The organism is Amycolatopsis sp. H20-H5, from assembly GCF_035828755.1.
Taxonomy (GTDB): Bacteria; Actinomycetota; Actinomycetes; order Mycobacteriales; family Pseudonocardiaceae; genus Amycolatopsis.
On the sequence record NZ_JAYMZS010000011.1, the window covers coordinates 76145 to 98277 of the forward strand.

25 protein-coding genes and 1 pseudogene are annotated in these 22133 nt (G+C 70.4%); 11 read left to right on the forward strand and 15 right to left on the reverse strand.

The window, feature by feature from the left end:
* Positions 1-135: 135 nt before the first annotated feature.
* From QMK34_RS08795 to QMK34_RS08820, 6 genes are all read right to left on the reverse strand, one after another.
* Positions 136-1596 carry an aromatic amino acid lyase gene (locus QMK34_RS08795; protein WP_326413197.1) on the reverse strand — a complete coding sequence of 487 codons (1461 nt, stop codon included), beginning with the start codon at positions 1594-1596 and terminating at the stop codon, positions 136-138.
* A complete protein-coding gene (locus QMK34_RS08800; protein ID WP_326413198.1) occupies positions 1593-2600 on the reverse strand; it encodes an ornithine cyclodeaminase family protein in 1008 nt (335 codons plus the stop codon). The genes QMK34_RS08795 and QMK34_RS08800 overlap by 4 nt, the downstream gene beginning before the upstream one ends.
* On the reverse strand, positions 2597-3142 hold the full coding sequence (locus QMK34_RS08805; protein WP_326413199.1) for a YbaK/EbsC family protein: 546 nt from the start codon (positions 3140-3142) through the stop codon (positions 2597-2599). The genes QMK34_RS08800 and QMK34_RS08805 overlap by 4 nt, the downstream gene beginning before the upstream one ends.
* 13 nt (positions 3143-3155) lie before the next feature.
* Positions 3156-3449 (reverse strand): DUF2516 family protein, encoded by a 294-nt coding sequence (locus QMK34_RS08810; RefSeq protein WP_326413200.1) that lies wholly within the window; start codon positions 3447-3449, stop codon positions 3156-3158.
* Positions 3450-3532: 83 nt separating this feature from the next.
* Complete coding sequence (locus QMK34_RS08815) at positions 3533-4207, reverse strand: hypothetical protein (protein ID WP_326413201.1); 675 nt, start codon at positions 4205-4207, stop codon at positions 3533-3535.
* Positions 4204-4620 carry a helix-turn-helix domain-containing protein gene (locus tag QMK34_RS08820; protein WP_326413280.1) on the reverse strand — a complete coding sequence of 139 codons (417 nt, stop codon included), beginning with the start codon at positions 4618-4620 and terminating at the stop codon, positions 4204-4206. Before QMK34_RS08820 ends, QMK34_RS08815 begins: the two co-directional genes overlap by 4 nt.
* Before the next feature lie 198 nt (positions 4621-4818).
* Between QMK34_RS08820 and QMK34_RS08825 the strand changes: the two genes are divergently transcribed.
* From QMK34_RS08825 to QMK34_RS08835, 3 genes are read left to right on the forward strand one after another with little or no spacing between them, the layout of a single operon-like run.
* Positions 4819-5943: a methyltransferase domain-containing protein gene (locus QMK34_RS08825; RefSeq protein WP_326413202.1), complete on the forward strand. Its 1125-nt coding sequence runs from the start codon at positions 4819-4821 to the stop codon at positions 5941-5943.
* Between the two features lie 15 nt (positions 5944-5958).
* The gene (locus QMK34_RS08830) at positions 5959-6549 is read left to right on the forward strand and encodes an SMI1/KNR4 family protein (protein WP_326413203.1); all 591 of its coding nucleotides are present in this window, start codon (positions 5959-5961) and stop codon (positions 6547-6549) included.
* Positions 6550-6568: 19 nt separating this feature from the next.
* Positions 6569-7063: an SMI1/KNR4 family protein gene (locus QMK34_RS08835; RefSeq protein ID WP_326413204.1), complete on the forward strand. Its 495-nt coding sequence runs from the start codon at positions 6569-6571 to the stop codon at positions 7061-7063.
* Here the strand turns inward: QMK34_RS08835 and QMK34_RS08840 are convergent.
* From QMK34_RS08840 to QMK34_RS08850, 3 genes are read right to left on the reverse strand one after another with little or no spacing between them, the layout of a single operon-like run.
* Positions 7032-7682 (reverse strand): AAA family ATPase, encoded by a 651-nt coding sequence (locus QMK34_RS08840; RefSeq protein WP_326413205.1) that lies wholly within the window; start codon positions 7680-7682, stop codon positions 7032-7034. The genes QMK34_RS08835 and QMK34_RS08840 overlap by 32 nt on opposite strands.
* Positions 7683-8054: a zf-TFIIB domain-containing protein gene (locus tag QMK34_RS08845; protein ID WP_442785117.1), complete on the reverse strand. Its 372-nt coding sequence runs from the start codon at positions 8052-8054 to the stop codon at positions 7683-7685.
* A 49-nt stretch (positions 8055-8103) separates the two neighbouring features.
* A complete protein-coding gene (locus tag QMK34_RS08850; protein WP_326413206.1) occupies positions 8104-8469 on the reverse strand; it encodes a VOC family protein in 366 nt (121 codons plus the stop codon).
* Between the two features lie 88 nt (positions 8470-8557).
* On the opposite strand from QMK34_RS08850, the gene QMK34_RS08855 reads away from it, so the two are divergent.
* A complete protein-coding gene (locus QMK34_RS08855; RefSeq protein ID WP_326413207.1) occupies positions 8558-9028 on the forward strand; it encodes a CGNR zinc finger domain-containing protein in 471 nt (156 codons plus the stop codon).
* 336 nt (positions 9029-9364) lie between these two features.
* Here QMK34_RS08855 and QMK34_RS08860 read toward each other — a convergent pair whose 3' ends face one another.
* A complete protein-coding gene (locus tag QMK34_RS08860; protein WP_326413208.1) occupies positions 9365-10663 on the reverse strand; it encodes a DUF445 domain-containing protein in 1299 nt (432 codons plus the stop codon).
* A 29-nt stretch (positions 10664-10692) separates the two neighbouring features.
* Here QMK34_RS08860 and QMK34_RS08865 point away from each other — a divergent pair, with 29 nt between their 5' ends.
* A complete protein-coding gene (locus QMK34_RS08865) occupies positions 10693-11859 on the forward strand; it encodes a pyridoxal phosphate-dependent aminotransferase (protein WP_326413209.1) in 1167 nt (388 codons plus the stop codon).
* A gap of 633 nt (positions 11860-12492) precedes the next feature.
* On the opposite strand, the gene QMK34_RS47750 is transcribed toward QMK34_RS08865, so the two are convergent.
* Positions 12493-12984, reverse strand: coding sequence for a pentapeptide repeat-containing protein (locus QMK34_RS47750; RefSeq protein ID WP_442785118.1), 492 nt, complete (start codon positions 12982-12984; stop codon positions 12493-12495).
* Between QMK34_RS47750 and QMK34_RS47755 the strand changes: the two genes are divergently transcribed.
* A complete protein-coding gene (locus QMK34_RS47755) occupies positions 12965-13588 on the forward strand; it encodes a hypothetical protein (protein ID WP_442785119.1) in 624 nt (207 codons plus the stop codon). The two genes, QMK34_RS47750 and QMK34_RS47755, sit on opposite strands and share 20 nt — an antisense overlap.
* A 1027-nt stretch (positions 13589-14615) precedes the next feature.
* Here the strand turns inward: QMK34_RS47755 and yczR are convergent.
* Complete coding sequence (gene yczR / locus QMK34_RS08875) at positions 14616-16082, reverse strand: MocR-like transcription factor YczR (protein WP_326413211.1); 1467 nt, start codon at positions 16080-16082, stop codon at positions 14616-14618.
* 61 nt (positions 16083-16143) lie between these two features.
* Here yczR and yczE point away from each other — a divergent pair, with 61 nt between their 5' ends.
* Complete coding sequence (gene yczE / locus QMK34_RS08880; protein WP_326413212.1) at positions 16144-16764, forward strand: membrane protein YczE; 621 nt, start codon at positions 16144-16146, stop codon at positions 16762-16764.
* Here yczE and QMK34_RS08885 read toward each other — a convergent pair.
* Together QMK34_RS08885 and QMK34_RS08890 are read right to left on the reverse strand one after the other, a co-directional pair.
* Positions 16761-17294, reverse strand: coding sequence for a Clp protease N-terminal domain-containing protein (locus QMK34_RS08885; protein WP_326413213.1), 534 nt, complete (start codon positions 17292-17294; stop codon positions 16761-16763). The genes yczE and QMK34_RS08885 overlap by 4 nt on opposite strands.
* On the reverse strand, positions 17294-17503 hold the full coding sequence (locus QMK34_RS08890) for a sigma factor-like helix-turn-helix DNA-binding protein (protein WP_326413214.1): 210 nt from the start codon (positions 17501-17503) through the stop codon (positions 17294-17296). Before QMK34_RS08890 ends, QMK34_RS08885 begins: the two co-directional genes overlap by 1 nt.
* 105 nt (positions 17504-17608) lie before the next feature.
* On the opposite strand from QMK34_RS08890, the gene QMK34_RS08895 reads away from it, so the two are divergent.
* Positions 17609-18400, forward strand: a complete 792-nt coding sequence (locus QMK34_RS08895) for a hypothetical protein (protein WP_326413215.1) — start codon at positions 17609-17611, stop codon at positions 18398-18400.
* Between the two features lie 94 nt (positions 18401-18494).
* Positions 18495-19049: pseudogene (locus QMK34_RS08900) on the forward strand (DUF998 domain-containing protein); the annotation flags it as partial.
* Positions 19050-19094: 45 nt separating this feature from the next.
* Here the strand turns inward: QMK34_RS08900 and QMK34_RS08905 are convergent.
* The gene (locus tag QMK34_RS08905) at positions 19095-20096 is read right to left on the reverse strand and encodes a D-cysteine desulfhydrase family protein (RefSeq protein WP_326413216.1); all 1002 of its coding nucleotides are present in this window, start codon (positions 20094-20096) and stop codon (positions 19095-19097) included.
* An 86-nt stretch (positions 20097-20182) separates the two neighbouring features.
* On the opposite strand from QMK34_RS08905, the gene QMK34_RS08910 reads away from it, so the two are divergent.
* Positions 20183-21568, forward strand: coding sequence for an amidase (locus QMK34_RS08910; RefSeq protein ID WP_326413217.1), 1386 nt, complete (start codon positions 20183-20185; stop codon positions 21566-21568).
* On the forward strand, positions 21565-22113 hold the full coding sequence (locus tag QMK34_RS08915) for a TetR/AcrR family transcriptional regulator (RefSeq protein WP_326413218.1): 549 nt from the start codon (positions 21565-21567) through the stop codon (positions 22111-22113). The genes QMK34_RS08910 and QMK34_RS08915 overlap by 4 nt, the downstream gene beginning before the upstream one ends.
* The last annotated feature ends 20 nt before the right edge of the window (positions 22114-22133 follow it).

Genomic DNA, 22133 nt, shown 5'->3' on the forward strand with positions numbered 1-22133 from the left:
GTGGCCTTCAGAGGCTTCTGTAATCGGGCAAGTCGGGATCAAACGGACTATAGTGTGGCAGCTTCGTCCCTTGTGGACGGAGGATGCACCTGGTGGCCCTTCGCTCGAGTCCCTGAAGGCCACCATCACGGCGTTTTACGCGGTGAAGGTGGCCTTCAGGGGCAGTTGCGGTCGGGAGCGGAAGCGGGCGACCAGGGCTTCGACCTCGGGGCCGAGCGGGCGGTCGACCAGGACGGGCGGGACGGTCTCGGCGATCCAGGCGTAGGTCGCGCGCAGGCCGGGGGCGCCGTCGCCGGGTGCGAGGTGCCGGGCCTGGGAACCGGTGATGAACTCGCACGCCGTGATGGCGAACAGGTGCGCGGCGGCGGCGTGCACCTGCACTCCCGCTGCGGACGCGAAGGCTTGTACGTCCTCCTGGCCGCCCGAGGTGTCGATCGAGCCGAGGGTCGCCGGGGTCGCCAGGCGTCGCAAGGCGTGCAACTCCCCGACCGCGCGCTTGTGCAAGGGCACCAGACCGGCTTGCGGCCCCGGGTCCACGGCGAGCTGGGCCGGGAGGCCGCTGAACCGCTCGTCCAGTAGGCGGTGGGTCCGCTGGACGCTGATCTCGCCGAGGTGCACCAGCGCCGCCGTCACCGCGTCCATCCGGAGGCCGAGTTCGATCGCGTGGAACCCCGTCGTCGGCACGAAGGCGGTGCCGTCGAACGCGGGCGAGTCCGTCGGGGTCCGGTCCCAGCGGTGGAGCTCGGCCAGCAGCTCGCCGTTGACCCGGTCCGCGTGCGCGAGCGCCCGCGGGCCGACCCGGACGGAGACCGGTGCCTGCAGCACGCCGGGTCGTGCGACCGAACCGCAGGTCAGAGCATTGATCTCGGCCAGCAGAGTGGTCAGGTGGTCGTCCGCGTGCCCCACCGCATCGACCGTCGTCGGCGCGCCGAGGACGTCGATCGCGATCCCCGCCGCCAGCGTCTGCAGGTCGAGCAGCCGGCGCGTGAGCCGCCAGCCTCTGATCGCGTACATCTGCGCGAGCGGCGATCCCTGGATCAGCGACGCGCCTTCCTTGGGCCCCAGCACATACGGCTCGGCGCCACGCCGCGCGAGCGCCTCCGCGGCCGGGGTCTCGACGCCGTTCTCCAGCACAGTGCCGATGCCGAGGAAGGTCTGAAACGCGTGGGACAGCGGGATGATCTCCCCCGCGCTGCCCAGTCCGGTGCGCGGCACCGCCGGGACGAACCCGTCGTTGAGGCGGTCGACGAGGAACCGCGCCAGCTCGGGACCGGCGGCGACCTCAGGCCGCATCAGATCGCGCAGCCGGACCAGTAGCAGCGTCCGGACCTCGTCGGCCGACAGCCACGGTGGCCCGCCGACAGCCCTGCCGACCAGCAGGTTCCGCTGGTGTTCTGCCTGCTGACGGGCGTCCAGCCGGACGCCGGAAAGGCGGCCCATGCCGGTGTTGACGCCGTAGACCGGCTCCGGCGCGTCGAGCGCGGCGAGCATCCGGGCACGGTTCGCCACCAGCGTCGCGAGGAGCTCGTCGCCGAGCTCCAGTACCTCGCCGTCGGCGAGCGAATCCAGGGAGAACCCGGGGCCGGTGATGATCATCGGTACGGCAGCATCGTGCCCGCGCCGGCGGCCTCGGCGCGCGCCAGGATCATGTGCGCGACCGCTAGGTCCGTTGTGGACAGTCCGCGATGCCAGAACAGGATTCGCTCTTCGTCGTTCTCGCGCCCGGGTTTCTTGCCCGCGACGACGTCGCCGATCTCGGCGTGCACGCGCTGTTCGGTCAGCAGCCCGGCGTTGAGCTGCGGCCGCAGCGCGCCGAACCGCGGGTTGCCCGACTGCGACTCGCGCCAGTTGTCCACCACGACCTTGTCGACGGCGTCGAGCAGGTTCAGCTCCAGCGCGCTGATCGTCCCGTACGGCACCAAGAACGTCCCGGGACGCAGGAAATCCTTGCGCACCAAGGGTTCTGGCTCGATCAGCCGGGACGCCTCGACCATGATGTCGGCGCCGTCGAGAGTCTCCTCGGCGCTTTCACAGACCCGCACGGGCTTGCCGAGCTCTTCGGACAACCGCTGCCCGAACCCCTCACGCGACTCCGGCCGTTTGCTGGTCACGCGGATCTCGGCGAAGTCGAACAGCGAGTCGAGCAGGACGACGTTCCACCACGCCGTGCCCCGCGCGCCGATGTGGCCGAGCACCCGGGAATCCTTGCGCGCCAGGTACTTCGCGCCGACAGCGGTCATCGCGCCGGTGCGCGCCTCGGTGATCATGGTGCCGTCGACGATCGCGCGCGGCATCCCGGTCTCTGGGTCGAACAGCAGGATGAGCGCCATCTCGCTGGGCAGCCCGCGCTCGAAGTTGCCGACGAAGTCACCGACGACCTTGACCCCGCTGACCTGCTTGGCCGACAGGTGCCCGCGCAGGATGTTGAAGTGCCCCTTGCCGCCGTTGTCCGGCACCAGGTGCGTGCGCGGCTCGAACACCACCCGCCCATGACCGTGGTCGACGAGCACGTCCTCGACCGCGCCGACGATGTCGGCGTGGGTGACGCCGAGCGTGTCGATGTCGGCGCCGGTCAGGTAGCGCAGCCAGACGGAGGTCACTTTCCGAGACCTTCGATGACCTCGGCGCCAGGCAGCGAGGCGAGGGCGGCGCCGGAGATCAGCAGCTTGCTGCCGCGGACGCCGCTGCCGATGACCAGCTCGGGAGCGTCGGCGACGGCCTGGTCGATCAGGATCGGCCAGTCGGCGGGCAGCCCCACCGGGGTGATGCCGCCGTAGGCCATTCCGGTGATTTCGACGGCCTCGTCCATCGGCGCGAACGACGCCTTGCGGACGTCGAGACGGCGCTTGATGAGCCCGTTGACGTCGGCGCGAGTGGTCGCGAGCACGAGCGCGGCGGCGAAGCGGACCTCGCCCGCGCGCTTGCCCGCGACGATCACGCAGTTCGCGGACGCCGTGAGCGGGGAGCCGTATGCCTCACAGAACGCGGCGGTGTCGGCCAGGTCGGGATCGATCTCCGCGACGCCAACGGCGTCCGGGTCGGCGAGCGCGGCGAGCGCCTTCACGACGGGATCGGCGAGCAGGTCGGTGCGGGTGGGGGCCGGGACGACGTCCAGGCTTCCGGCGATGGTCCAGGTGGTCACGCCGCCAGCGTAGCTACCAGCTGCTGCCGCCGCGCTGGACCTCGATGAGCTTGGGCCGGACGTCCACCAGGTAGACCATCACCGCGGTCGCGGCGGGCACCCAGATGATGATCGTGCCGAAGCCGAACGGGATCAGCGCCATGGCGAGCGTGGCGACCCCGGTGATCAGCATCCAGATCGGCTTGGTCCGGCGGTCGGCGGCCGAATAGGCCTCGGCCTTCTGCGAAACGGCGTGCACGAACGCGAACACACCGGCCACCGCACTAACCCAGTGGATGGCGAAGAAAATCCAAGCGGCCACAAGCACCTGGTCAGCTTACGGCAAACCGGATGAACGGCACGGGCCCCGGCACCAGCGAACTGGTACCGGGGCCCGGGTTCACGCGACGTTTACTTCTCGGTCTTCGACTCGGCCGGCTTCTTGACGGCGGGCACGGTCGTGCGCCGGGTGGTGCTGGCGGCGCGCGGCGCGGTCTTGTTCGCTGCCTTGCGGCTCACCGAGCGGGTCTCGTGGGCGAGCTCGTCGCCGAGCTCCTCGACCTTCTCGGCGGCTTCGCCGGCGACGGCCTGGACCTTGCGGGCGGCCTTCTCACCGGTGGAGCGGGTGCGCTTGGTGACCTTGGCGAGCACCCCGTCGACCCGCTCGCGGGTCTCCTCGGTGACGACCTCGACGCGGTCCTGCGCGGTGGACAGTGCGTCCTCGAGCTGCTCGATGGCCTTCTTGACCTGCGGCTGCGCGACGATCTTGTCCCAGGCCTGCTCGCCGGACTCGGCCAGCTTGTTGTACAGCTTGAGCGCGGCCTCGGTGTACTCGTCGATGACCTTGCGCAGCTCGGCCGGGTCCAGCTTCTCGCGGAGGCTGTCGACGTCGGTGGGGAGTTCCTCGAGGTTCTTGCGAGCGGTCTCGCTGCTCTCGGTCACCTTCTCCTTCGCCTTGGCGACGGCGTCGACGACGGCCTGGCTGGCCAGGTTGCCGGCGCCGAGGGCGGCGAGCAGCGGGGTGCGGACCTGGTCGATGGCGGTGCTGACGGCCTTGCGAACGTCCTCGGTCTTGGGCGTGGTCATGATGTTTGCTCCTCGGATGGGGTGGCTGCGGGTGGTTCGGCGGCGGCGGCCGCTGTTTCCGGCTTCGCCGCCTGGTTCTCGCGGCGGAACGATTCGTAGACGTCGAGCAGGACCTGTTTCTGACGCTCGGTGAGCACCGCGTCGGCCCTGATCGAGTCGCCCACCGGCCCGCCCGTCGGCAGATCGAGAATTCCCGCCTGCACGTAGAGCGCCTCGGCCGAGATACGCAGGCCCTTGGCGATCTGCTGCAGGATCTCCGCGCTGGGTTTGCGGACCCCGCGCTCGATCTGACTGAGGTACGGATTGGACACGCCGGCGAGTTTCGACAGCTGCCGCAAGGAGATCTTCGCCGTGCTGCGCTGCTGGCGGATGTACTCGCCGATGTCGGAAGCGATGTCCGCGACCTTCTCCATCGGGCTGCCCGTCGAAGGCTGTGTGATCCCCTTCGAGGTAATCCCCTTCGGGGTAATCCCCTTCGGGGTCCCACCGGTTTCGGCCATTCGGTCACCTCCTCGCGACACCAACGACGCTACGCGCCAGTGCTAGCTATTGCAAGCAGAGTGCTTGCAACGATCGGGTGTGCTGCCGCTCACGCCGGTTAACCTGGACGAATGACCAAAGCGGCGCGGCTGCGGGCGAGGCTCGTCCACGAGCTGATCGACGGGGACGTGCTCCATGACCCGCACTGGATCGACGCGTTCAGAGCGGTTCCGCGCCACCTTTTCCTCCCCCGTTTCTTCCTCGCGGTGACCGGTGATCGCTGGACGGCGGTCGAGCAGGGCGACGAAGGCTGGCTGGAGCAGGCCTGTTCGACCGCCGTGCTGGTCACCCAGCTCGACGACGACCCCGGCCGGTGGGAGCTCGCGCGGCGCGAGGGGCCGGTGCCAGGGACGCCGACGTCGTCCTCGAGCATGCCGTCGATCATGGCGACCATGCTCGAACAGCTGCGCGTGGCCGACGGGCACCGCGTGCTCGAGATCGGCACCGGGACCGGCTACAACGCCGCCCTGCTCTGCCACCGGCTCGGCAGCGGCTTGGTGTCCACAGTGGACATCGATCCGGTGCTGGCGGAGTCGGCGAAACGCCGTCTCTCCGCGAGCGGTTACGCCCCGTCCTGCGCGGTGGGTGACGGCGCGGAGGGGTTCCCGGCCGGTGTCCTGTACGACCGGGTGCTCTGCACGTGCTCGGTGTCGGTCGTGCCGACGGCGTGGCTGGAGCAGACGCTGCCCGGCGGGCTGATCGTGACGACGTTGAACCGCCCGCTCGGTGCGGGGCTGATACGCATCGTGGCGGGCGAAGGCGCGAGCGGGCAGGGTCGCGTCCTCCCGCACGACGGGCGCTTCATGCCGCTACGCGCTCACCGGGCGACGCCGCCCGTCGCGCCCGAAGCGGGCGAAGCCGAGTGGCGGTCTACGAGTCTTCCCCTCAACGTGGTGGTAGAGCCACGAAGCACCTTCGAGTTCTTCGCGGGCCTCGCCTTGCCCGGTGTGGCGCCGCTGAGGCACGAGGGTGCGCTCATGCTCACGCACCCTGACGGCTCTTGGACGAGGCACCAGACCGGCGAAGTGGCTCAGGGCGGGCCGCGACGGCTGTGGGACGTCGCCGAGCGCGCGTACCTGGAGTGGACCTCGCTCGGCAAGCCGGGGCGTGAACGATTCGGGCTCACGATCGGGGGACCGGATCAGGTGTTTTGGCTGGACTCGCCGGACGGTCGCCAGTGGCCGCTGGGCGGCTGACGGCACACTGGAAGCATGCCGACGACCGTGGCCCTGGCCGAAAAACTCCAGCGACTGCGTGCCGCCGACGGACAGTTCCAGCTCCCCGGCTCCCGGGTGCACCGGTACAAGAGCGTCCGGGTCACCGCGGCGCGGCTCGACGCGTTCGAAGCCGCGCTTGGCGTCAAACTGCCCGACGAGTATCACGAGTTCCTCGAGTTCGTGGGCTATCGCGCGGGGCCGTTCGACGGGCTCTGGACCCCCGAAGAGGTGATCCGCAACAGCTGGAGCCGCGCCCCCGCCCTGCCGTTCCCGTACCGGCTCGACACGATGGACGGCGCCCGCGCCGAATGGCGGCTGAAGGCCGGGGACCAGACGTTCCACCACCTCCGGAAGGACCCGCCGTTCGGCTACGACGCCCCGGGCTGCGTGCTCATCGGCGTACAGCCGAAACGGGCGTCCACCGCGCTGGTGACCACCGGCGAGCTGACGGGTTCGGTCTGGGAGGTGTCGGAGCGGTGGAACGCGTGGCGGCCCGCCTGGGAAGTGGGCCGGACCTGGAGTTTCGACTCCTGGTACAGCTCATGGCTCGACCGATCGCTGGCCGAGTTGGCCAGGAAATCCTGACCGGCGGCAGACTGTCCCCATGCCGACCACCGCCGAGCTGGCAGCGAAGCTGAAGCTGCTGACCGACGCCGACGAGAACCTGCGGGTCTTCGGCGCCGAAGACCATGACTACCTCAGCCATCCGGTGTCCCCGGAAGTGCTCGACGACGTCGAGAAGAGCCTGGGAGTCGAGTTGCCGCGGGCGTACCGGGAGTTTCTCGCGCACGTCGGGTACGGCGCGGGCCCCGGCTATGGGCTCCTCGACCCGGGCGCGCTCGCGTCGGCGGGCGGGCGTCGCGATCCGGCGGGCGAGTTCCCGTTCACCGGGAGCGGCGGTCAGGCGGATCCGCGGTCGCCGGGCTGCGTCATCATCGGCGAGCGGGGGCACGAGCGGCACGCGGCGCTGGTGACCACGGGCCCACTGGCCGGGACGGTCTGGGACGTCGAGGACGACGCCTGGCGGCCACGGCAGCAGACCTTCGACGCCTGGTACGACGAGTGGCTCACCCGCTCGCTGGCCAGGACGGGGGCTTGAGCAGGGATCGGGCCCACGCCTCGGCGTGATCGGCGGCGGCTTCGACGGTGACGTGGGTGGTGTCGAACAACGCGACGGGCGGGGACAGCTTCGCCGCGTCGGCGCGCAGCCAGGCGTTGAACTCCAGCATCTCGTCGATGCGCGGCTCGTCCCACTCGCGCCACGCGGGCCGCGCCCGCAGGCGTTCGCGCAGCGCGGACGGCTCACCGACCAGCGCCAGGTAGTGGATGTCCGCGAAGAACACCCGTTCGGGCAGCGACTCGAACTCCGGCGGCGCGACCGTGCCGCACAGCACGACCGGGCGGCCGCCCTGCCCGATCATCGCCGCCAGCCGCAGCCACGCCGAGCGAAACGCCGGGTGGCCCGGCACGTCGTCGCGCAGCGCGCCGGTCCACAGCACGTCCTGCTCCAGCACGACGACACGCTCGCCGAGCCGCTGGGCCAGCAGCGGGCCGACCGTGGACTTACCCGCGCCGCTGGGACCGGTCAGCGCGAAGAGCGGCAGGCGCTTGAACGGCCACCGATGCCCGCAGCGGCCGCACGCGAGAAGTCCGTCCGCGACGGACGGGCGCTCGGCACGGTCGCCGCAGGACGGGCAGATCTGCGGATCGAGGACCACTCAGTCGAACAGGTTCTCGAGGAAACCGCGCTTGCGGTGACCGCTGTGGCTGCCCTGGCCGTACGGCCGAGGGGAGTCCGAGTAGCCGTGCCCGCCCCGATACGGCTTGGGCGAATCGGCGTGGCCGCGGTACGGCTTCGGTGAGTCCGCGTGGCCGCCGCGGTACGGGCGGGGCGAGTCGGGCTTGCCGTAGCGCGGCGCTTCGGGCCGGTACTGCGGCGGCTGCCCGCCGTAGTACGAGCTTTCGGCGCCCGCGATCTGTTCCAGCTCACCGCGGTCGAGGAAGATGCCGCGGCAGCCCTCGCACTGGTCGATGCGGACGCCGTTCTTTTCGACGGTCGTCATGACGTTCTGACACTTCGGACAAATCACATATTACAGACTACGCATTTTCCGGCGCCGGTGTCATCAGCCGCGGTCGTCAGCCGACCAGGCAGAACGGGTGACCGGCCGGATCGGCGTAGACCCGGAACCCCGAACGCGAGTCGTCGAGCAGTTTCGCGCCGATGCCGAGCGCGCGTTCGTGCGCGGCGTCCATGTCGGCGACGTCGAGATCCAGGTGCGCCTGCTGCGGCCGCTCGGCCGAGGGCCACTCCGGCGCGCGGTAGTCCTCGACGCGCTGGAACTCCAGCCGCGCCCCGCCAGCCGGGTTGACCAGGGTGACCCAGTGCCCGTCCGCCGACCGCTCGGGCTCCGCCCAGCCGAGCAGTTCGCGGTAGAACGCGGCCAGCGCGACCGGATCGGGACAGTCCAGCGCCACACCGCCGAAGGTCGGAACCGCACCCATCGAAAACCTCCCAGGTTGGATAACCGGTGAAACCACTACGCAAGTTACGCGCGCCGGTCGCGCCGGGTCAAGGTCGTACACTGGCCGGGTGCACCCAGACGCTTTGCTGGTGGTCGAGTTCCTCAACACGGTCAATGTCGAGAAGGCCACCGACGTTCTGAACGAGCCGGACACTTGGCGGCGCTGGGCCGCCGAGCGAGGCCTGCGGCCGGGTGCGGCCGCCGAAGCCCGCGAAACCCGGGACGCGCTGCGAGCCGCGATCGGCGATCCACGACTCCCGCGAACGCCGTTGCGCGCCGCGGCCACCATCTCGCTGACGGACGACGGCCCGGCGCTGGTCGCCGAGGACGTGACCGGCGCGGCCCTCGCCGCCGCGACCCGGCTCGTGGTGTCCGGCGACTGGGAGCGGATCAAGATCTGCCCGGCCGACGACTGCCTTTACGCGTTCCACGACCTGTCCCGCAACCGCTCGCGAACCTGGTGCTCGATGCGCGTCTGCGGCAACCGCGAGAAGGCCCGCGTCTGGCGCGAGCGCACCACCACCCCCGTCGACGCCTGACCCACCGCCCCGCCCGGCTAGTGGTCCCTGAAGGCCACCATGACGGCGTTAAACGCCGTCATGGTGGCCTTCAGGGACCTTGAGCGGGGTGACACCCGAGTGAGGTCACCCAATCGGGGGGACACCTGTTCGTAACCGGCGTGACACCGGGTGAACACCTTTTGGCCGTGCCGCGAGCGAGCACTACATAGTCCACAGGGGCAGTGGACAGTGCCCAGGGGTTGTGGACAGGTGTTAGGCCATTACCGTGAAAACCTGTGGACAACCCCGTTGATAACTCAACTTCCTGTGGACAACTCCTCAGGAGGTCCTTCGCGTGTGGTATAGCGGGAAAGCTCAGAAAAGCAGCTCCGCGACGGCGTAGATGACGAGTCCGGCGAGCGCGCCGACCACCGTGCCGTTGATCCGGATGAACTGCAGGTCCCTGCCCACTTGGAGCTCGATCTTGCGCGAGGTCTCCTCGGCGTCCCATCGCTGGACGGTGTCGGTGATGATGCCGGTGATCTCCTTCGAGTAGTTGGCGACCACGTACCCCGCGGCGCCCTCCACCCAGCCGTCCACCTTGGACCGCAGCTCGTCGTCGGAGACCAGCCGCTGCCCGAGCGAGAGCAGACCCTCGCGCACGCGGCGGCGCAGCTCGCTCGACGGGTCCTCGGCGGCGCTGATGAGCATGTCCTTCGCGGTCGACCACGCCGAACCGATCAGCTTCTGCACCTCGGCGTGGTCCAGGATCTGCGACTTGACCTGCTCGGCGCGCGCCATCGTGTCGGCGTCGGTCTGCAGGTCCTGTGCGAACTCGCCGAGGAACTTGTCCAGCGCGAGGCGCATCGGGTGGTTGATGTCGGTCTTGACCGCCCAGGTGAACGCCAGCACCTCGCCGTACACCTTGTCCGCGAGCATCTCGTCGACGAACTTCGGCGACCAGCTCGGCGCGCGGTCGGAAACCACGCGGAGCATCGTGGCGTGGTTGTCTCGGACCCACTCGTAGCCGCGGTCGCACATCAGGTCGACCAGCTTGTGGTGCGCGCCGTCGGTGAACACCCCGGCCAGGATCTTGCCCAGCGGCGGGCCCCACGGCTTGTCCACGATCCGCTTGACGACGGCCTGCTCGAGGATCGCCTGGACGTCATCGTCGCGAAGCACCTTCATCGCTCCGCGCACGACAGTGGCCAGCTCGGACGTCACACGCTCGGCGTTTTCGGGCTGCGAAAGCCAGCCGCCGAGCCGCTTGGAGAGCTCCACACGGCGCACCTTGTCGCGCACGACGCTCTCGGACAGGAAGTTCGAGCCGACGAAGTCACCGAGGCTGTCGCCCAGCGCGTCCTTCTTGTTCGGGATGATCGCGGTGTGCGGGATCTTGATCCCGAGCGGATGCCGGAACAGCGCGGTCACCGCGAACCAGTCGGCCAGCGCGCCGACCATGCCCGCTTCGGCCGCGGCTCGCACGTAGCCCGCCCAGGCCCCCCAGCCGTGGGCGACACCCCAGCTGGTCAGCAGGAACACGATCGTCGCGCCGATCAGGAAGGACAGCGCGACCAGTTTCATCTTGCGCAGACCGAGGCGCTTCTCCTCCTCGGCGGCAGCGCCGCCCGGCGGGTCGGCGGGGGTCACCTTGGCTGACGTCAGTTGCTCCACCAGCCCATTGTCCGCGAGGATGGCTGATCGTGCGCGTACCTGCCTTAGTCCCTCGCCTCCAGCCGTTCACTTCGACCATCTTCGCCGAGATGACCGCGCTGGCCGTGCGGCACGACGCCGTCAACCTCGGCCAGGGTTTTCCCGACACCGACGGGCCCGCCGGGATGCTCGAAGCGGCCAAGAACGCCCTGTTCGGCGGAGCGAACCAGTACCCGCCCGGCCCCGGCCGTCCCGAGCTGCGCGCGGCGATCGCGAAGCACCGGCTGCGCTACGGCACCGAGTACGACCCGGACACGGAGATCCTGGTCACCGCGGGTGCCACCGAGGCCATCGCGGCGACACTGATCGCGCTGACCGAAGCGGGTGACGAGGTCATCGTCATCGAGCCGTACTACGACTCCTACGCCGCGGCGGTCGCGATGGCGGGCGCCTCGCGCAGCGTGGTCGGCCTGGTCGAGGGCGCCGACGGCCGCTTCGCGCTGGACCTCGACGGCCTGCGCGCTGCGGTCACCCCGCGGACGAGGGCGATCCTGCTCAACTCGCCGCACAACCCCACCGGCACGGTGTTCACCCAGGCCGAGCTGGCCGCCGTCGCGGCGCTTTGCGTCGAGCACGACCTCATCGCCATCACCGACGAGGTCTACGAGCACCTGGTCTTCGACGACGCCCGGCACATCCCGCTGGCCACCCTGCCCGGTATGCGCGAGCGGACGGTCAGCATCTCCAGCGCGGGCAAGACGTTCAACTGCACCGGCTGGAAGATCGGCTGGGTGTGCTCCACGCCGGAGCTCGTCTCGGCGGTGAAGGCGGCGAAGCAGTTCATCACCTTCGTGTCCGGCGGCCCGCTTCAGCCCGCGGTGGCCTACGCGCTGAACGAGGAAATGGGCTGGGCCGAGAACCTGCGCACCAGTCTCCAGAGCAAGCGCGACCGGCTCGCCGAAGGTCTCGCCGAGGCCGGGTTCGCCGTGCGCCCGACAGCCGGGACGTACTTCGTCTGCGCCGACGTCCGGCCACTCGGCTTCACCGACGCGGCGGAGCTCGCCTGGGAGCTACCGGAACGGGTGGGGGTCGCGGCAGTCCCCATCAAGGTATTTACCGATCACCCGGATGAGTGGAAACATCTCCTGCGGTTCGCCTTCTGCAAGCGGAACGACGTCATCGACGAGGCCGTCACCCGGTTGCGCAAACTCGGCTGAGCGTCCCCCGGATGGTCCGATGGCCGCCGGCGGGCCCCGAAGGCCAAGTCGTTATCCCGGAGCGGGGACCGCCTGCACTGAGGTCATCACGGGCGGTGAGACCGGGCACCCAAAGCGACTCGGACGTCACTCAACGCGTTTATGATCTTCAAAACATCAGGTCAACCGGCGATGCGGCCTCACGCGGGGGAACTCTGATGGCCGCCGAGCGAAGTCCCCGGGGTACTGAGAGTGATCAACTTCGGGCTTCTCGCCACCGGTGCCGGTAGGGCCGTTCCGCCTAACGGGGTGGATCGAACGCGACAGAGGTGAAACACTCGCCGTCGATGCTAGAAATAGGGCAGCCCCCGGGGAACTGCGACCTGGCCGGAAGAGACCCCAGCAAGATCAGACTCGAGCGTTGATCGCATGAGCCGAGGCGCGGACGGTGGTGGTGGCGTTGACTGGCGAGGCGGACGTCCACCGCTGCGGCCTTCAGCTGCCGAAGATCGCGCTCGTGGGCGGTCTCGCGCTGGCGGGCTGGGTCCTCGGAGCCGTGCTGACCGGCACGAGCGCTTCGGCCGACGAGCTGCCCGGCACCGACACGGTCGTCACCGCCCCGGCACCGCACGGCAATGCCTCACCTGCGAAGCATCACAAGCCTGAAAAGCCCGCGGCCGACGGCTCGGTCCCGGACAGCTCGGTCCCGGACAGCTCGGTCCCGGACAGCTCAGTCCCGGACAGCTCAGTCCCGGACAGCTCAGTCCCGGACAGCTCAGTCCCGGACAGCTCAGTCCCGGACAGCTCAGTCCCGGACAGCTCAGTCCCGGACAGCTCAGTCCCGGACAGCTCAGTCCCTACGACACCGAAGCCCGTGACTCCCGAAACGCAGGCACCGGACAGTTCCGGGTCCGTCGAGGCCACCAAGCCTCCGGCCCCCGAGACCGCTGCCGAAACCCCCGCGGCCGAGCCCGAGCAGCTCGCCACGACGAGCACCGAAGAGCCGCAGCCCCCGGTGGCGCCGAAGCGGCACCACCAGACCGCTCCGGTGAACCAGAGCGGTGGTGGCCTGCTCGGCGGACTTCTCGGCGGCGTGCTCAACGTCGTCGGCGGCGTCGTCGAAACCGTGACCGGCGTGGTGAACACCGTCGGCCAGACGATTCTTCCCGCGCCTGTCCCCGCGCCCGAAGACTACGTGCCCCAGCCGACCATCCTGCCGCTCCTCGGCGACGTGCTCGACCCGGTCTTCGACGGCTCGTCCGGCGGCGGGATCTCGGGCGGCGGCACGGTCACCGTCACCGTGCCCGGCCTTGAGGGCCGCACCCCCGTTGCCGTCACCGCGCTCGCCCCGGTGATCGCCGACGCACCCCCGCCCGCCGCACCGGCGGCACCCGCGTCCGTGGTCGCCGAGATCCAGACCGTGCGAGCGCCCGCCGCCGTCACGCGTCCGGTGCGGCAGCCGGTCAAGCAGGACAGGCCGCAGAACTCGGCCACGCACGCGAACAACAGCGACAACAACGGCGGCGGTTCCGGTGGTGGCGGCGGCCTGCCGAGCGCACCATCAGCGCCCGCCGGACCCACGACGACCGCCAACGCGGGACACGACGGCTCCGGCGGCGCCCGCCAGCCGTTCGCCGTGCTGGGCTCGACGTCGAACACGACGCAGCTCAAGCTGATCGGCGTCAGCCGCGACCACGAGGTCGACGGCGTGGGCAGGGAAGCAGCCCTGCCCACCACCTCCCCCGACTGACCCGACCGGGCAGCCGGGGAGAGCTACGTCCAAACCAAGATCAACTTCGGTTTCCAGCGTCTTCCGAGCACGACTCCCCTGGTTCGACAGTGGTCCGAACGCGCTCACTAGTTCCTTCGCTCATTTCTCAGGGGCCTTCCATGCGTTCCACCCACAGCCTTCCCGATCGGCCAACCGCGCCTGGCCGGGTCGGGTTCCGGTCCCGGCGTCGCGCTGCCCCCGTGACGCCGGGACCCGCAAAAAAGGCGTACTCCGGCGGTTCCTGATCACCGCGCCGAACAGGAACCATCTCCACTTCCCGAAGTACGCCTGAGGTCGCAGGCGCTTTCCCGGCACGTCGAGGGGCTGTGCCGGGAAAGCAGCCGCGACCACGACAGCCGGTGCGCTGGATGCACATACCCATCGCCCTCCCTGGAGCGACGGACCCCCATCCAGCGCACCGGCTGTTTTTTGTCTTGGCCAGCGCGCTTGCGTGCGCCGCTGGGTCGTTACTGATGCTCAGCGGCGGTGCGGGTTTTTGGTCGCGTCCTGAGGTGCGGCTAGAAGCCTGTGTTTTTTGGCCAGCGCGCTCACAAACTCGCGCCGCCAGGCCGCCCCGACCATGTACGTAAGTGCGGGTTTGTCTTTAAGGGGGGCGACCTGCCGTCGCGAGTTGGGAGGCCCTGGCGGGCCTGAAAGAGTGCGCGCGGCGGTGAAGTCTCCCCTCGCAGGGCTCGCGGAGACGCTGTGGTCCCGGATAGCGGGGGTTGGGTTTTGGTGGTGCGTGTCGGGGGCGAGTCTGGATGAACCGCGACCGGCGCGGCTAAGTCTTGGCGGTTCCGCACACCGTGAAGTCTTGGAGTCCGGTGACCGGCGTACCGAAGTCTTGGAATCCCGGTGACCGGCGCGGTGGAGTCTTGGGGATTGGTGAGCGGTGTGGGAGTCTCTGCGGCTTTTGATTGTCTCTGAAGGCCACCATGAGGGACCTGGGTGCCACAAATGTTCCCTTTGCCAGGTGTGCCGCTTGGGGGTCGGAGGGGTCTTGGGGTTAGGTGATGGGGGAGTTTGTGGGGGGTGGGGGGCCGTGGAGTGAGGCGGCTGCGGCGCTGAGGCGGCGGACTGCTTCGACGAGCTTGTCGGGGGGTAGGGCGAAGGGGAGGCGGAGGCGGGTTTCCATTCCTCCGTTGACTCCGAAACGGGCGCCGGGAGCCAGCTGGACGCCGTGGTTCGCCGCCGCGACGGCCAGGCGCGTGCTCATCGGTTCCGGGAGCTTGCACCAGAGGGAGAGACCGCCTGCCGGGATGGTGAACGTCCAGTCCGGGCAGTACCAGGTCAGGGCTCCGGTCAGGGCGTCGCGGCAGGCGAGGAACTCCTCGCGGCGGCGGGCGAGGATCGAGCCGTCGTCGTCCAGTAGTTCGGCCAGCACGAGCTGCTCGAACAGCGGCGAGCCCAGGTCGAACGCGTAACGGGCGCCGATCAGCCTGCCAAGCAGGTCCTCCGACGCGCGGATCCAGCCGAGCCGCAAGCCGCCCCAGAGCGATTTCGAGGCCGACCCGAGCGTGATCCCGAGCTCCCCCGCGGACGCGGCCAGCGGTGGCGGGCCGTCCAGCGGGTCACCTTCGAGATCCACCTCGACCAGCGTCTCGTCGACCACTACCGGGGTTCGCGCCCGGGTGAACGCCGCGCTGAGGCGTTCACGGCCCGCAGCGTCGAGCCGTAGGCCGGTGGGGTTCTGGAAATCGACCACCAGGTAGGCCAGCCGGGGTGACGCCTGGCGCAGCGCCGCCTCGATGCCGACCAGGTCCCAGCCCCGGTCCGCCGCCGGATCGAGGGCCACCGGGATCGGGATCCCGTGCGCCGCGCGGATGGCCTCCAGCGCGTTGGGATATGTCGGCTGCTCGACGAGCACGCGATCGCCAGGGCCCGCGAGCAGCCGCAGGCACAGCATGAACGCGTGATGAGCGCCGTTGGTGATCATGATCTGGTTCGGACTGGTGGGCAAGCCCCGCTCGGCGTAGCGCCGGGCGATGCGTTCCCGCAGTTCGAGCAGACCACGCACCTCGTAGCCGTGCTCGCCGAGATGGCCGGCCAGTTTGCGGCGCGCGGCGTCGACGGCGGTAAGCAGCCCAGGGACGGCCGCGGGCGCGGCGTGCACGAAGTCGATGAGCTCGCCGCCGTCGGGGAGGTACGGCTCCCGGCCACGGGTTCCCGGCGACGCGATCCAGGAACCCGCCCCCCGCTTGCTCGCGACCAGCCCGTCCGCGCGCAACCGGTCCAGTGCGGCGCCGATCAGGGTCCGGCTGACCCCCAGCGCGTCCACGAGCTCTCGCTCGGCGGGCAACCGGGTGCCGAGCGGGAGCTGACCGTCGAGCACCAGCAGCTCGACGGCAGCGGCCAGGTCGGCGGCGCCGTGTCGCGAACCACCCTGTCGCGAACCACCGTGCCGCCACGAGCCCAGCAAAAGGGCCAATCTGGTCCCGGAGACGCGACCGCCCTGGGGTATGCGCGGTTCCATAAGGCCAATTCTTGCAGATTGGCTATGGTGAAGATAGCCAATCACACCCGATAGTGGACCCGTGGCTTCCGTAGATCTTCGACCAGTCGGCCTCTCCCGCGCCCCGGCCAGGCGCTCCGCCCAGCTCGTCGGCGGACTCGCCCTCTACGGCACCAGCATGGCGATGCTGACCAGGGCAACACTCGGGCTCGACCCGTGGGACGTGCTGAACGACGGCGTCACCAAGCTCACCGGCCTGAGCTTCGGCACGATCAGCGGCGCCATCTCGGTCGTCGTGCTCCTGCTGTGGATCCCCCTGCGGCAACGACCCGGGATCGGCACCCTGGCCAACATCGTGATCATCTCGGTCGTCGTCGACCTCGTGCGGGCGGTGCTGCCCGAGCAGCACGTGCTCGCCTGGCAGATCGTGCTGCTGGTGGGCGGCGTCGCGCTGAACGCCGTGGCCACCGCCACCTACGTCGGCGCCCGGCTGGGCCCTGGCCCGCGCGACGGGCTGATGACCGGGTTGTCGGGCCGCACCGGCTGGTCGGTGCGGCTGGTCCGGACCGGGATCGAGGTGACCGTGCTGGCCGCCGGCTGGCTGCTCGGCGGCTCGGTCGGCGTGGGCACGGTGCTCTACGCCCTCACGATCGGACCGCTCACCCAGGCCTTGCTACCCCTGGTGACCTACCGCGAGCCCTAACCGGCCTTGCGGGTCTGGACGGCTCGGCGGACGGCCGGGTGGTCGATGTCGAGCTGGGCCAGCACGTCCGCGGCCGGGCCTGGCAGCGCGGCGAGCGCCAGCAGGAGGTGCTCTTCGCCGATGAATTTGTCGCCGATGTCCAGTGCCTCGCCCAGGCTCGTCTCCAGCGTCTTCTTCGCCTCCGCGGTGAACGGGATGTGCCCACGCTTGCCGGACCCGCCTCCACCGGCGAGCGCCCAGGGACCGTGAGCCTGCTCGACCCGCTCGACGATCTGCCCGACGTCGATGCCGAACCCGGCGAGCGCCTCGACGTCGGAATCGCTCATCCCGCCGCGCCTGCGCACCCGCTCGATCTCGGCGGTGACGTCCGACGGCGACACCCCCAGCCCCGCCAGCAGACCTCCGCCCTGCTTCCGGCCGAACCCGGCCAGCAGGTGCAGCGGGTCGATACGGGCCGAGCCGATCTCGGCCGCCCTGGCCTGCGCGTCGACCACGATGGCCCGCGCGTCCCGCGTGAATCGCTCGAACATCAGTGCCTCCCGTACTTCTTGTGAACCGCCTGCTTGCTGACGCCCAGCTCCTCGGCGATCTCCTGCCAGGACCAGCCGTGCACACGCGCACTGCGCACTTGCACGGCTTCGAGTTGCTCCATGAGGCGGCGCAGGGCGGCGACGGCATGCAATCCCACCCGGGGGTCGTGATCACCCGCCTTCGCGGCCAAATCCGTTGCTTCAGTCATGACGTCAACCTACGTTGACACGCTCGCCTTGTCAACCAAAGTTGACGAACACGGCCGGTTCCCCGCCGCCTGCGGGCACCGGCACCCGCGGGTTAGGGTCGGGACATGCCGGTGATCGAGGTGGCCGAGCGGGACGGCGTGGGCGCGGACGGCTTGGCCCGCCCCACCGAGGACCATGTCGCCGTCCTCGGCAACGCCGTCCTCCTGCTCGACGGCGCGACCTCGCCGCATCCCGACCTCCCGCCCGGCGGCTGGTACGCGGGCCTGCTCATCCGGAGCCTCGCCGCGGCGCTGCTGACGCGGCCGGAAGCCGACCTCGGCGAGGTGGTCGCCGAGGGCATCGCCGAGGTCGCCCGCGGCCACGGCCTGACCCCGGGGCACGCGCCGTCCAGCACGGTCACCATCGCGCGGTGGACCGAGGACCGCATCGACGGGCTCGTTCTCGCGGACAGCCCGCTCGTCGCGTTCGGCGGCTCCGGCGCGGACGTGCTCGCCGACGATCGGCTGGTTTCCTTGCGGGACAAGGGAAAGCTCCGAACCGGGGCCGACGTCCTGGCGCGCCGCAACGCGCCGGACGGATTCTGGGTCGCCGAGGCGGATCCGGCGGCCGCGAGCCAGGCCGTCCGCCGGAGCTGGCCGCGGGCGGAGGTCGACGCCTTGCTGCTGGCCAGCGACGGCGTGTCGATCGGCGTCGACGACTACCACCTGTTCGAGTGGCCGGAAGTCCTGGCCCTCACCCGGAAGCTGGGTGCCGACGCGGTGCTCGAATCCGTCCGCACGGCCGAGAAACAGGACCCCGACGGCGCACGCTGGCCCCGCGCCAAGCGCCACGACGACCAGGCGCTGGTGCACGTCGACTTCACCCGCGATTCCGGGTCGTCTCAGGGTCTTCCCTGATCACGCGGGCGCGTTCGCCCGGCACCCTGTACGCATGGGGAGAGCACAACCGCACGACCAGGCCGCCCGCGCCCGCCCGTGGCTGATCGCGTCCATGCTGGCGATCGGCTGGGCGATGTTCACGATCACCGTGCTGCATCTGATCAGCTCGCACGACCCGGTGTACGACACCCTTTCGAGCTACGCCTTCACCGATCGCGGCACCGGCCTGCTCGGCGCCAGCCTGCTTTCCCTCGCCATCGGCTCGCTGGCGCTGCTGGGCGCGCTGCACGCCGCGAGCGTGCCGTTGAGCCGCACCACCAAAATCCTGTTCGGCAGCTGGTCGCTCGGGCTTTCGGCGGCGGCGCTGTTCCCGGCGAGCTACCCCGAGAACCCGGCGCCGGTCAGCGGCGAGATCCACCAGTATTCCTGCGTGGTCGCGTTTCTGAGCCTGGTCGGCATCGGGGTGTCGATGCGGGACCGGCTCCGCGGCCTGCCGGAGTACGCGGCCGCGCGAGCCCTGATCGGCAGGCTCACCCTGGTCGGCCTCGCCGGGCTGGTGCTGTTCGCTTGCAGTTACGTGCTCACGAAATTCCCGGCGAACCCGGCGATCCACGGGCTCTCGGACGTGGTGGCGGTCGGCGTCACGCAGCGGTTGTCGCTCGTGGTGGACGTCCTCCTGCTGTGCGGGCTGATGAAGATCGCCGCGCGGACCTCAACCGGGGAACTCGGGCGCGTAACCGTAGAGACCGGGAGAACCGCCCGTATGCAGGAAAACGACAGGTTCGTCCTCGGCGAACCGGCCATGAGCGGCCCAGTCGACCAGGGCGGCGCCTGCCTTGCCGCTGTAGACCGGGTCCAGCACCACTCCTTCCGTACGCCCGAAAAGCCGTAGGGCCGCCCAGGTGTCCTCACGCGGAATGCCGTACGCCTCGCCCATCGTGCGGTCGTCGACGTGCACGTGGTCGAGCGACGGGACGCCGACGTCCATCAGCTTCGCCGTCTCCGCCACCAACTGGGACATGCTTTCGAGTGCCTCCTCAGCCGGATGGCTGACGCAGGCGACGTCCAGCGCGAGCGATTCGTCCAGCAGGCCGGTGCCCAGCGCGAGTCCGGCCACCGTGCCGCCGCTGGCGTGCGGGGCGACGATCCGCGCCCGGGTGATCCCGCGCTCGGCCAGCTGCCCGGCGAGCTCAGCCGTGGCCGCGACGTACCCGAGCGCGCCGACCGCGTTCGAGCCGCCGACCGGGAAGGTGGCGACCTTGCGGCCCTCGGCGGCGGCCTCGGCGAGCAGCCGGTCGTAGGTGCGGCCGGTCTCCTCGCCGTCGGCGCAGAAGTGGACGTTCGCGCCGAAGATGTGGTCGAGCAGGACGTTTCCGGACCGTTCGTACGCGTCGCCGTCGCGGGGGACCTTGGCGGTGAGGACGAGCTCGCAACGGAGGCCGAGTTTCGCGCAGGCTGCCGCGGTCTGCCTGCCGTGGTTGGTCTGGAGCGCGCCGAACGTCACCACCGTGTCGGCGCCGTCGGCGAGCGCGGCGCCGAGCAGGAACTCGAGCTTGCGCAGCTTGTTGCCACCCTGCCCGAGCGGGTGCACGTCGTCCCGCTTGAGCAGCAGGTTCGGTACTCCGATGGCCTCGCCCAGCCGGGGTGCGGGCTGCAGCGGGGTCGGGAAACCGCCCAGGTCGACGCGGGGAAAGCGGCCCAGGTCGAGCGTCATGTTGCCTCCATCGATGTCCGTGACTGCCTCGCCACCGTACCTGCCAGTGGTACTGTTCGTTCGAACGAACGAGAGGGGGACCAGTCATGACAGCCATCCCGCACGCCGAGGTCGACCAAGCAGGCCTGGCCGGGCAGGTCCGGCTGCTCGCGAGCGGCTCGGCGTCGTCCGCCGAGCTGACCGCCGCCGCGCTGCGGCGAGCCAAGGCGAGCCAGCCGACGCTCAACGCCTTCCGCTACCTGCGCGAGGAGGAGGCGCTGCGCGAAGCAGCCGAAGCCGACCGCAGGCTCGAAGCGGGTGAGCGCGCTCCGCTGCTGGGCGTCCCGATCGCGATCAAGGACGACATCGACATCACCGGCCTGCCGACCTCGTTCGGCTGCCCCGGCGACTTCCCGGCCGCCACCGCGGACTCCCCGGCGGTGCGCCTGCTCAAGGCGGCGGGCGCGGTGATCATCGGCAAGACGAACACCCCCGAGCTCGGGCAGTGGCCGTTCACCGAAGGGCCCGCGTTCGGTGCCACCCGCAACCCGTGGAATCCCGCGCACACCCCCGGTGGCTCGTCCGGCGGTTCGGCCGCGGCCGTCGCGGCGGGGGTGGTCCCGGCCGCGCTCGGTTCGGACGGCGCGGGCTCGGTGCGCATCCCGGCGGCGTGGAACAACCTGGTCGGCATCAAGCCCCAGCGCGGCCGCGTCGACACCGGCGGCGAGCTGTTCCACGGGCTGACCGTGCTCGGCCCGCTGGCCAGGACCGTGGCCGACGCCTCACTGCTGCTCGACGTCGTGAGCGACTCGGGCACCCGGTTCCAGCAGTCCGCCGCCCGCGAACCGGGACGGCTCAGAATCGGCCTGTCCACCAGGATTCCTTTCACCGCAACGAAGACCCGGCTCGACCCGGTCGTCAAGGCAGCTGTGGTCCGGCTGGCCGAGCAGCTCGCCGGGCTCGGGCACGAGATCGTCGAGCTGGAGCCGGACTACCGGCTGATCGGCCTGACGTTCCTGCCGCGCTCGCTCACCGGCGTGCGCGACTGGACCCGTCGTGTCCCGGACCTGACCCAGCTCGACCCGCGGACCAGGGCCAACGCACGACAGGGTGCGCTGCTCGCCGGTCCGGCGCTGCGGCTGGCCCGCGCGGCGGAACCGTTGCTGCAGCGCCAGATCGGTTCGGTGTTCGGCCGGGTGGACGTGCTGCTCACGCCGACGACCGCCACCCCGCCGCCGCCCGTCGGCACCTTCGACGCGCTGAGCGGCTGGCAGACCGACCAGGCGATGATCGCGGCGTGCCCCTACGCTTGGCCGTGGAACGTGCTCGGCTGGCCCGGGGTCAACGTCCCGGCCGGGCCGACCGCGGACGGGCTGCCACTGGGCGCCCAGCTGCTCGGCCCGTCCCACGCCGAAGAGCGGCTGCTTTCCCTCGCCGCCCAACTGGAAGAGGCGCAGCGGTGGCAGGAACGGCGCCCGGCGAACGCTTGGTGACCACTCGCGAAACCATCCTTCGCGCGGCACTCAAGGTCGTCGGCGAGCACGGGGTCGGCGGCCTGACCAACCGCCGGATCGGCACCGCGGCCGGGGTCTCGCTGGGCACCCTGACATACCACTTTTCCAGCCAGACGGCGTTGCTGCGCGAGGCGATGCTGCTGTTCGTCGAGGAGGAAACGGCGAAGCTGGCCGGTTTCGCCGACGCCTACCGCGAGCAGGGGCTGAGCATCGAGCAGGCCGCGGTCGTGGTCGAGCACGTCATCGAGCAGCTGCCGTTCGGCACCGACGAACTCGCCCCGCACGAGCTCTACCTGCAGGCTGCCCGGGACCCGGGCCTGCGCGAGGCGTCCGAGCGGTGCTTCGCGGCGTACGACGAGCTGGCCGTGACGATCCTGAACGCGCTCGGCGTCCCGTCGCCGGAGCGGCTGGCCGGGCCGGTCGTCGCGCTGATCGCCGGGCTGCAGCTCCGCCGCCTCGCGACCGGTGGCGCGGGCGTGTCCGCCGCGGAGTCGTTGATGATGCTCATCCGCGGCGCGAGCTGAGGTGGGAGGTAGCGTCTTGA

Bases quoted from the DNA above. Each gene is read 5' to 3' on its own strand.
- yczR (WP_326413211.1), bottom strand. From the start codon at position 16,082: ATGGAACCGCGCATACCCCAGGGCGGTCGCGTCTCCGGGACCAGATTG.
- QMK34_RS08820 (WP_326413280.1), bottom strand. From the start codon at position 4,620: ATGGAGAAGGTCGCGGACATCGCTTCCGACATCGGCGAGTACATCCGC.
- QMK34_RS08825 (WP_326413202.1), top strand. From the start codon at position 4,819: ATGACCAAAGCGGCGCGGCTGCGGGCGAGGCTCGTCCACGAGCTGATC.
- QMK34_RS08835 (WP_326413204.1), top strand. From the start codon at position 6,569: ATGCCGACCACCGCCGAGCTGGCAGCGAAGCTGAAGCTGCTGACCGAC.
- QMK34_RS08795 (WP_326413197.1), bottom strand. From the start codon at position 1,596: ATGATCATCACCGGCCCCGGGTTCTCCCTGGATTCGCTCGCCGACGGC.
- QMK34_RS08850 (WP_326413206.1), bottom strand. From the start codon at position 8,469: ATGGGTGCGGTTCCGACCTTCGGCGGTGTGGCGCTGGACTGTCCCGAT.
- QMK34_RS08905 (WP_326413216.1), bottom strand. From the start codon at position 20,096: ATGACGCTCGACCTGGGCCGCTTTCCCCGCGTCGACCTGGGCGGTTTC.
- QMK34_RS08910 (WP_326413217.1), top strand. From the start codon at position 20,183: ATGACAGCCATCCCGCACGCCGAGGTCGACCAAGCAGGCCTGGCCGGG.
- QMK34_RS08890 (WP_326413214.1), bottom strand. From the start codon at position 17,503: ATGACTGAAGCAACGGATTTGGCCGCGAAGGCGGGTGATCACGACCCC.
- QMK34_RS08895 (WP_326413215.1), top strand. From the start codon at position 17,609: ATGCCGGTGATCGAGGTGGCCGAGCGGGACGGCGTGGGCGCGGACGGC.
- QMK34_RS08830 (WP_326413203.1), top strand. From the start codon at position 5,959: ATGCCGACGACCGTGGCCCTGGCCGAAAAACTCCAGCGACTGCGTGCC.
- QMK34_RS08885 (WP_326413213.1), bottom strand. From the start codon at position 17,294: ATGTTCGAGCGATTCACGCGGGACGCGCGGGCCATCGTGGTCGACGCG.
- QMK34_RS08815 (WP_326413201.1), bottom strand. From the start codon at position 4,207: ATGACCACGCCCAAGACCGAGGACGTTCGCAAGGCCGTCAGCACCGCC.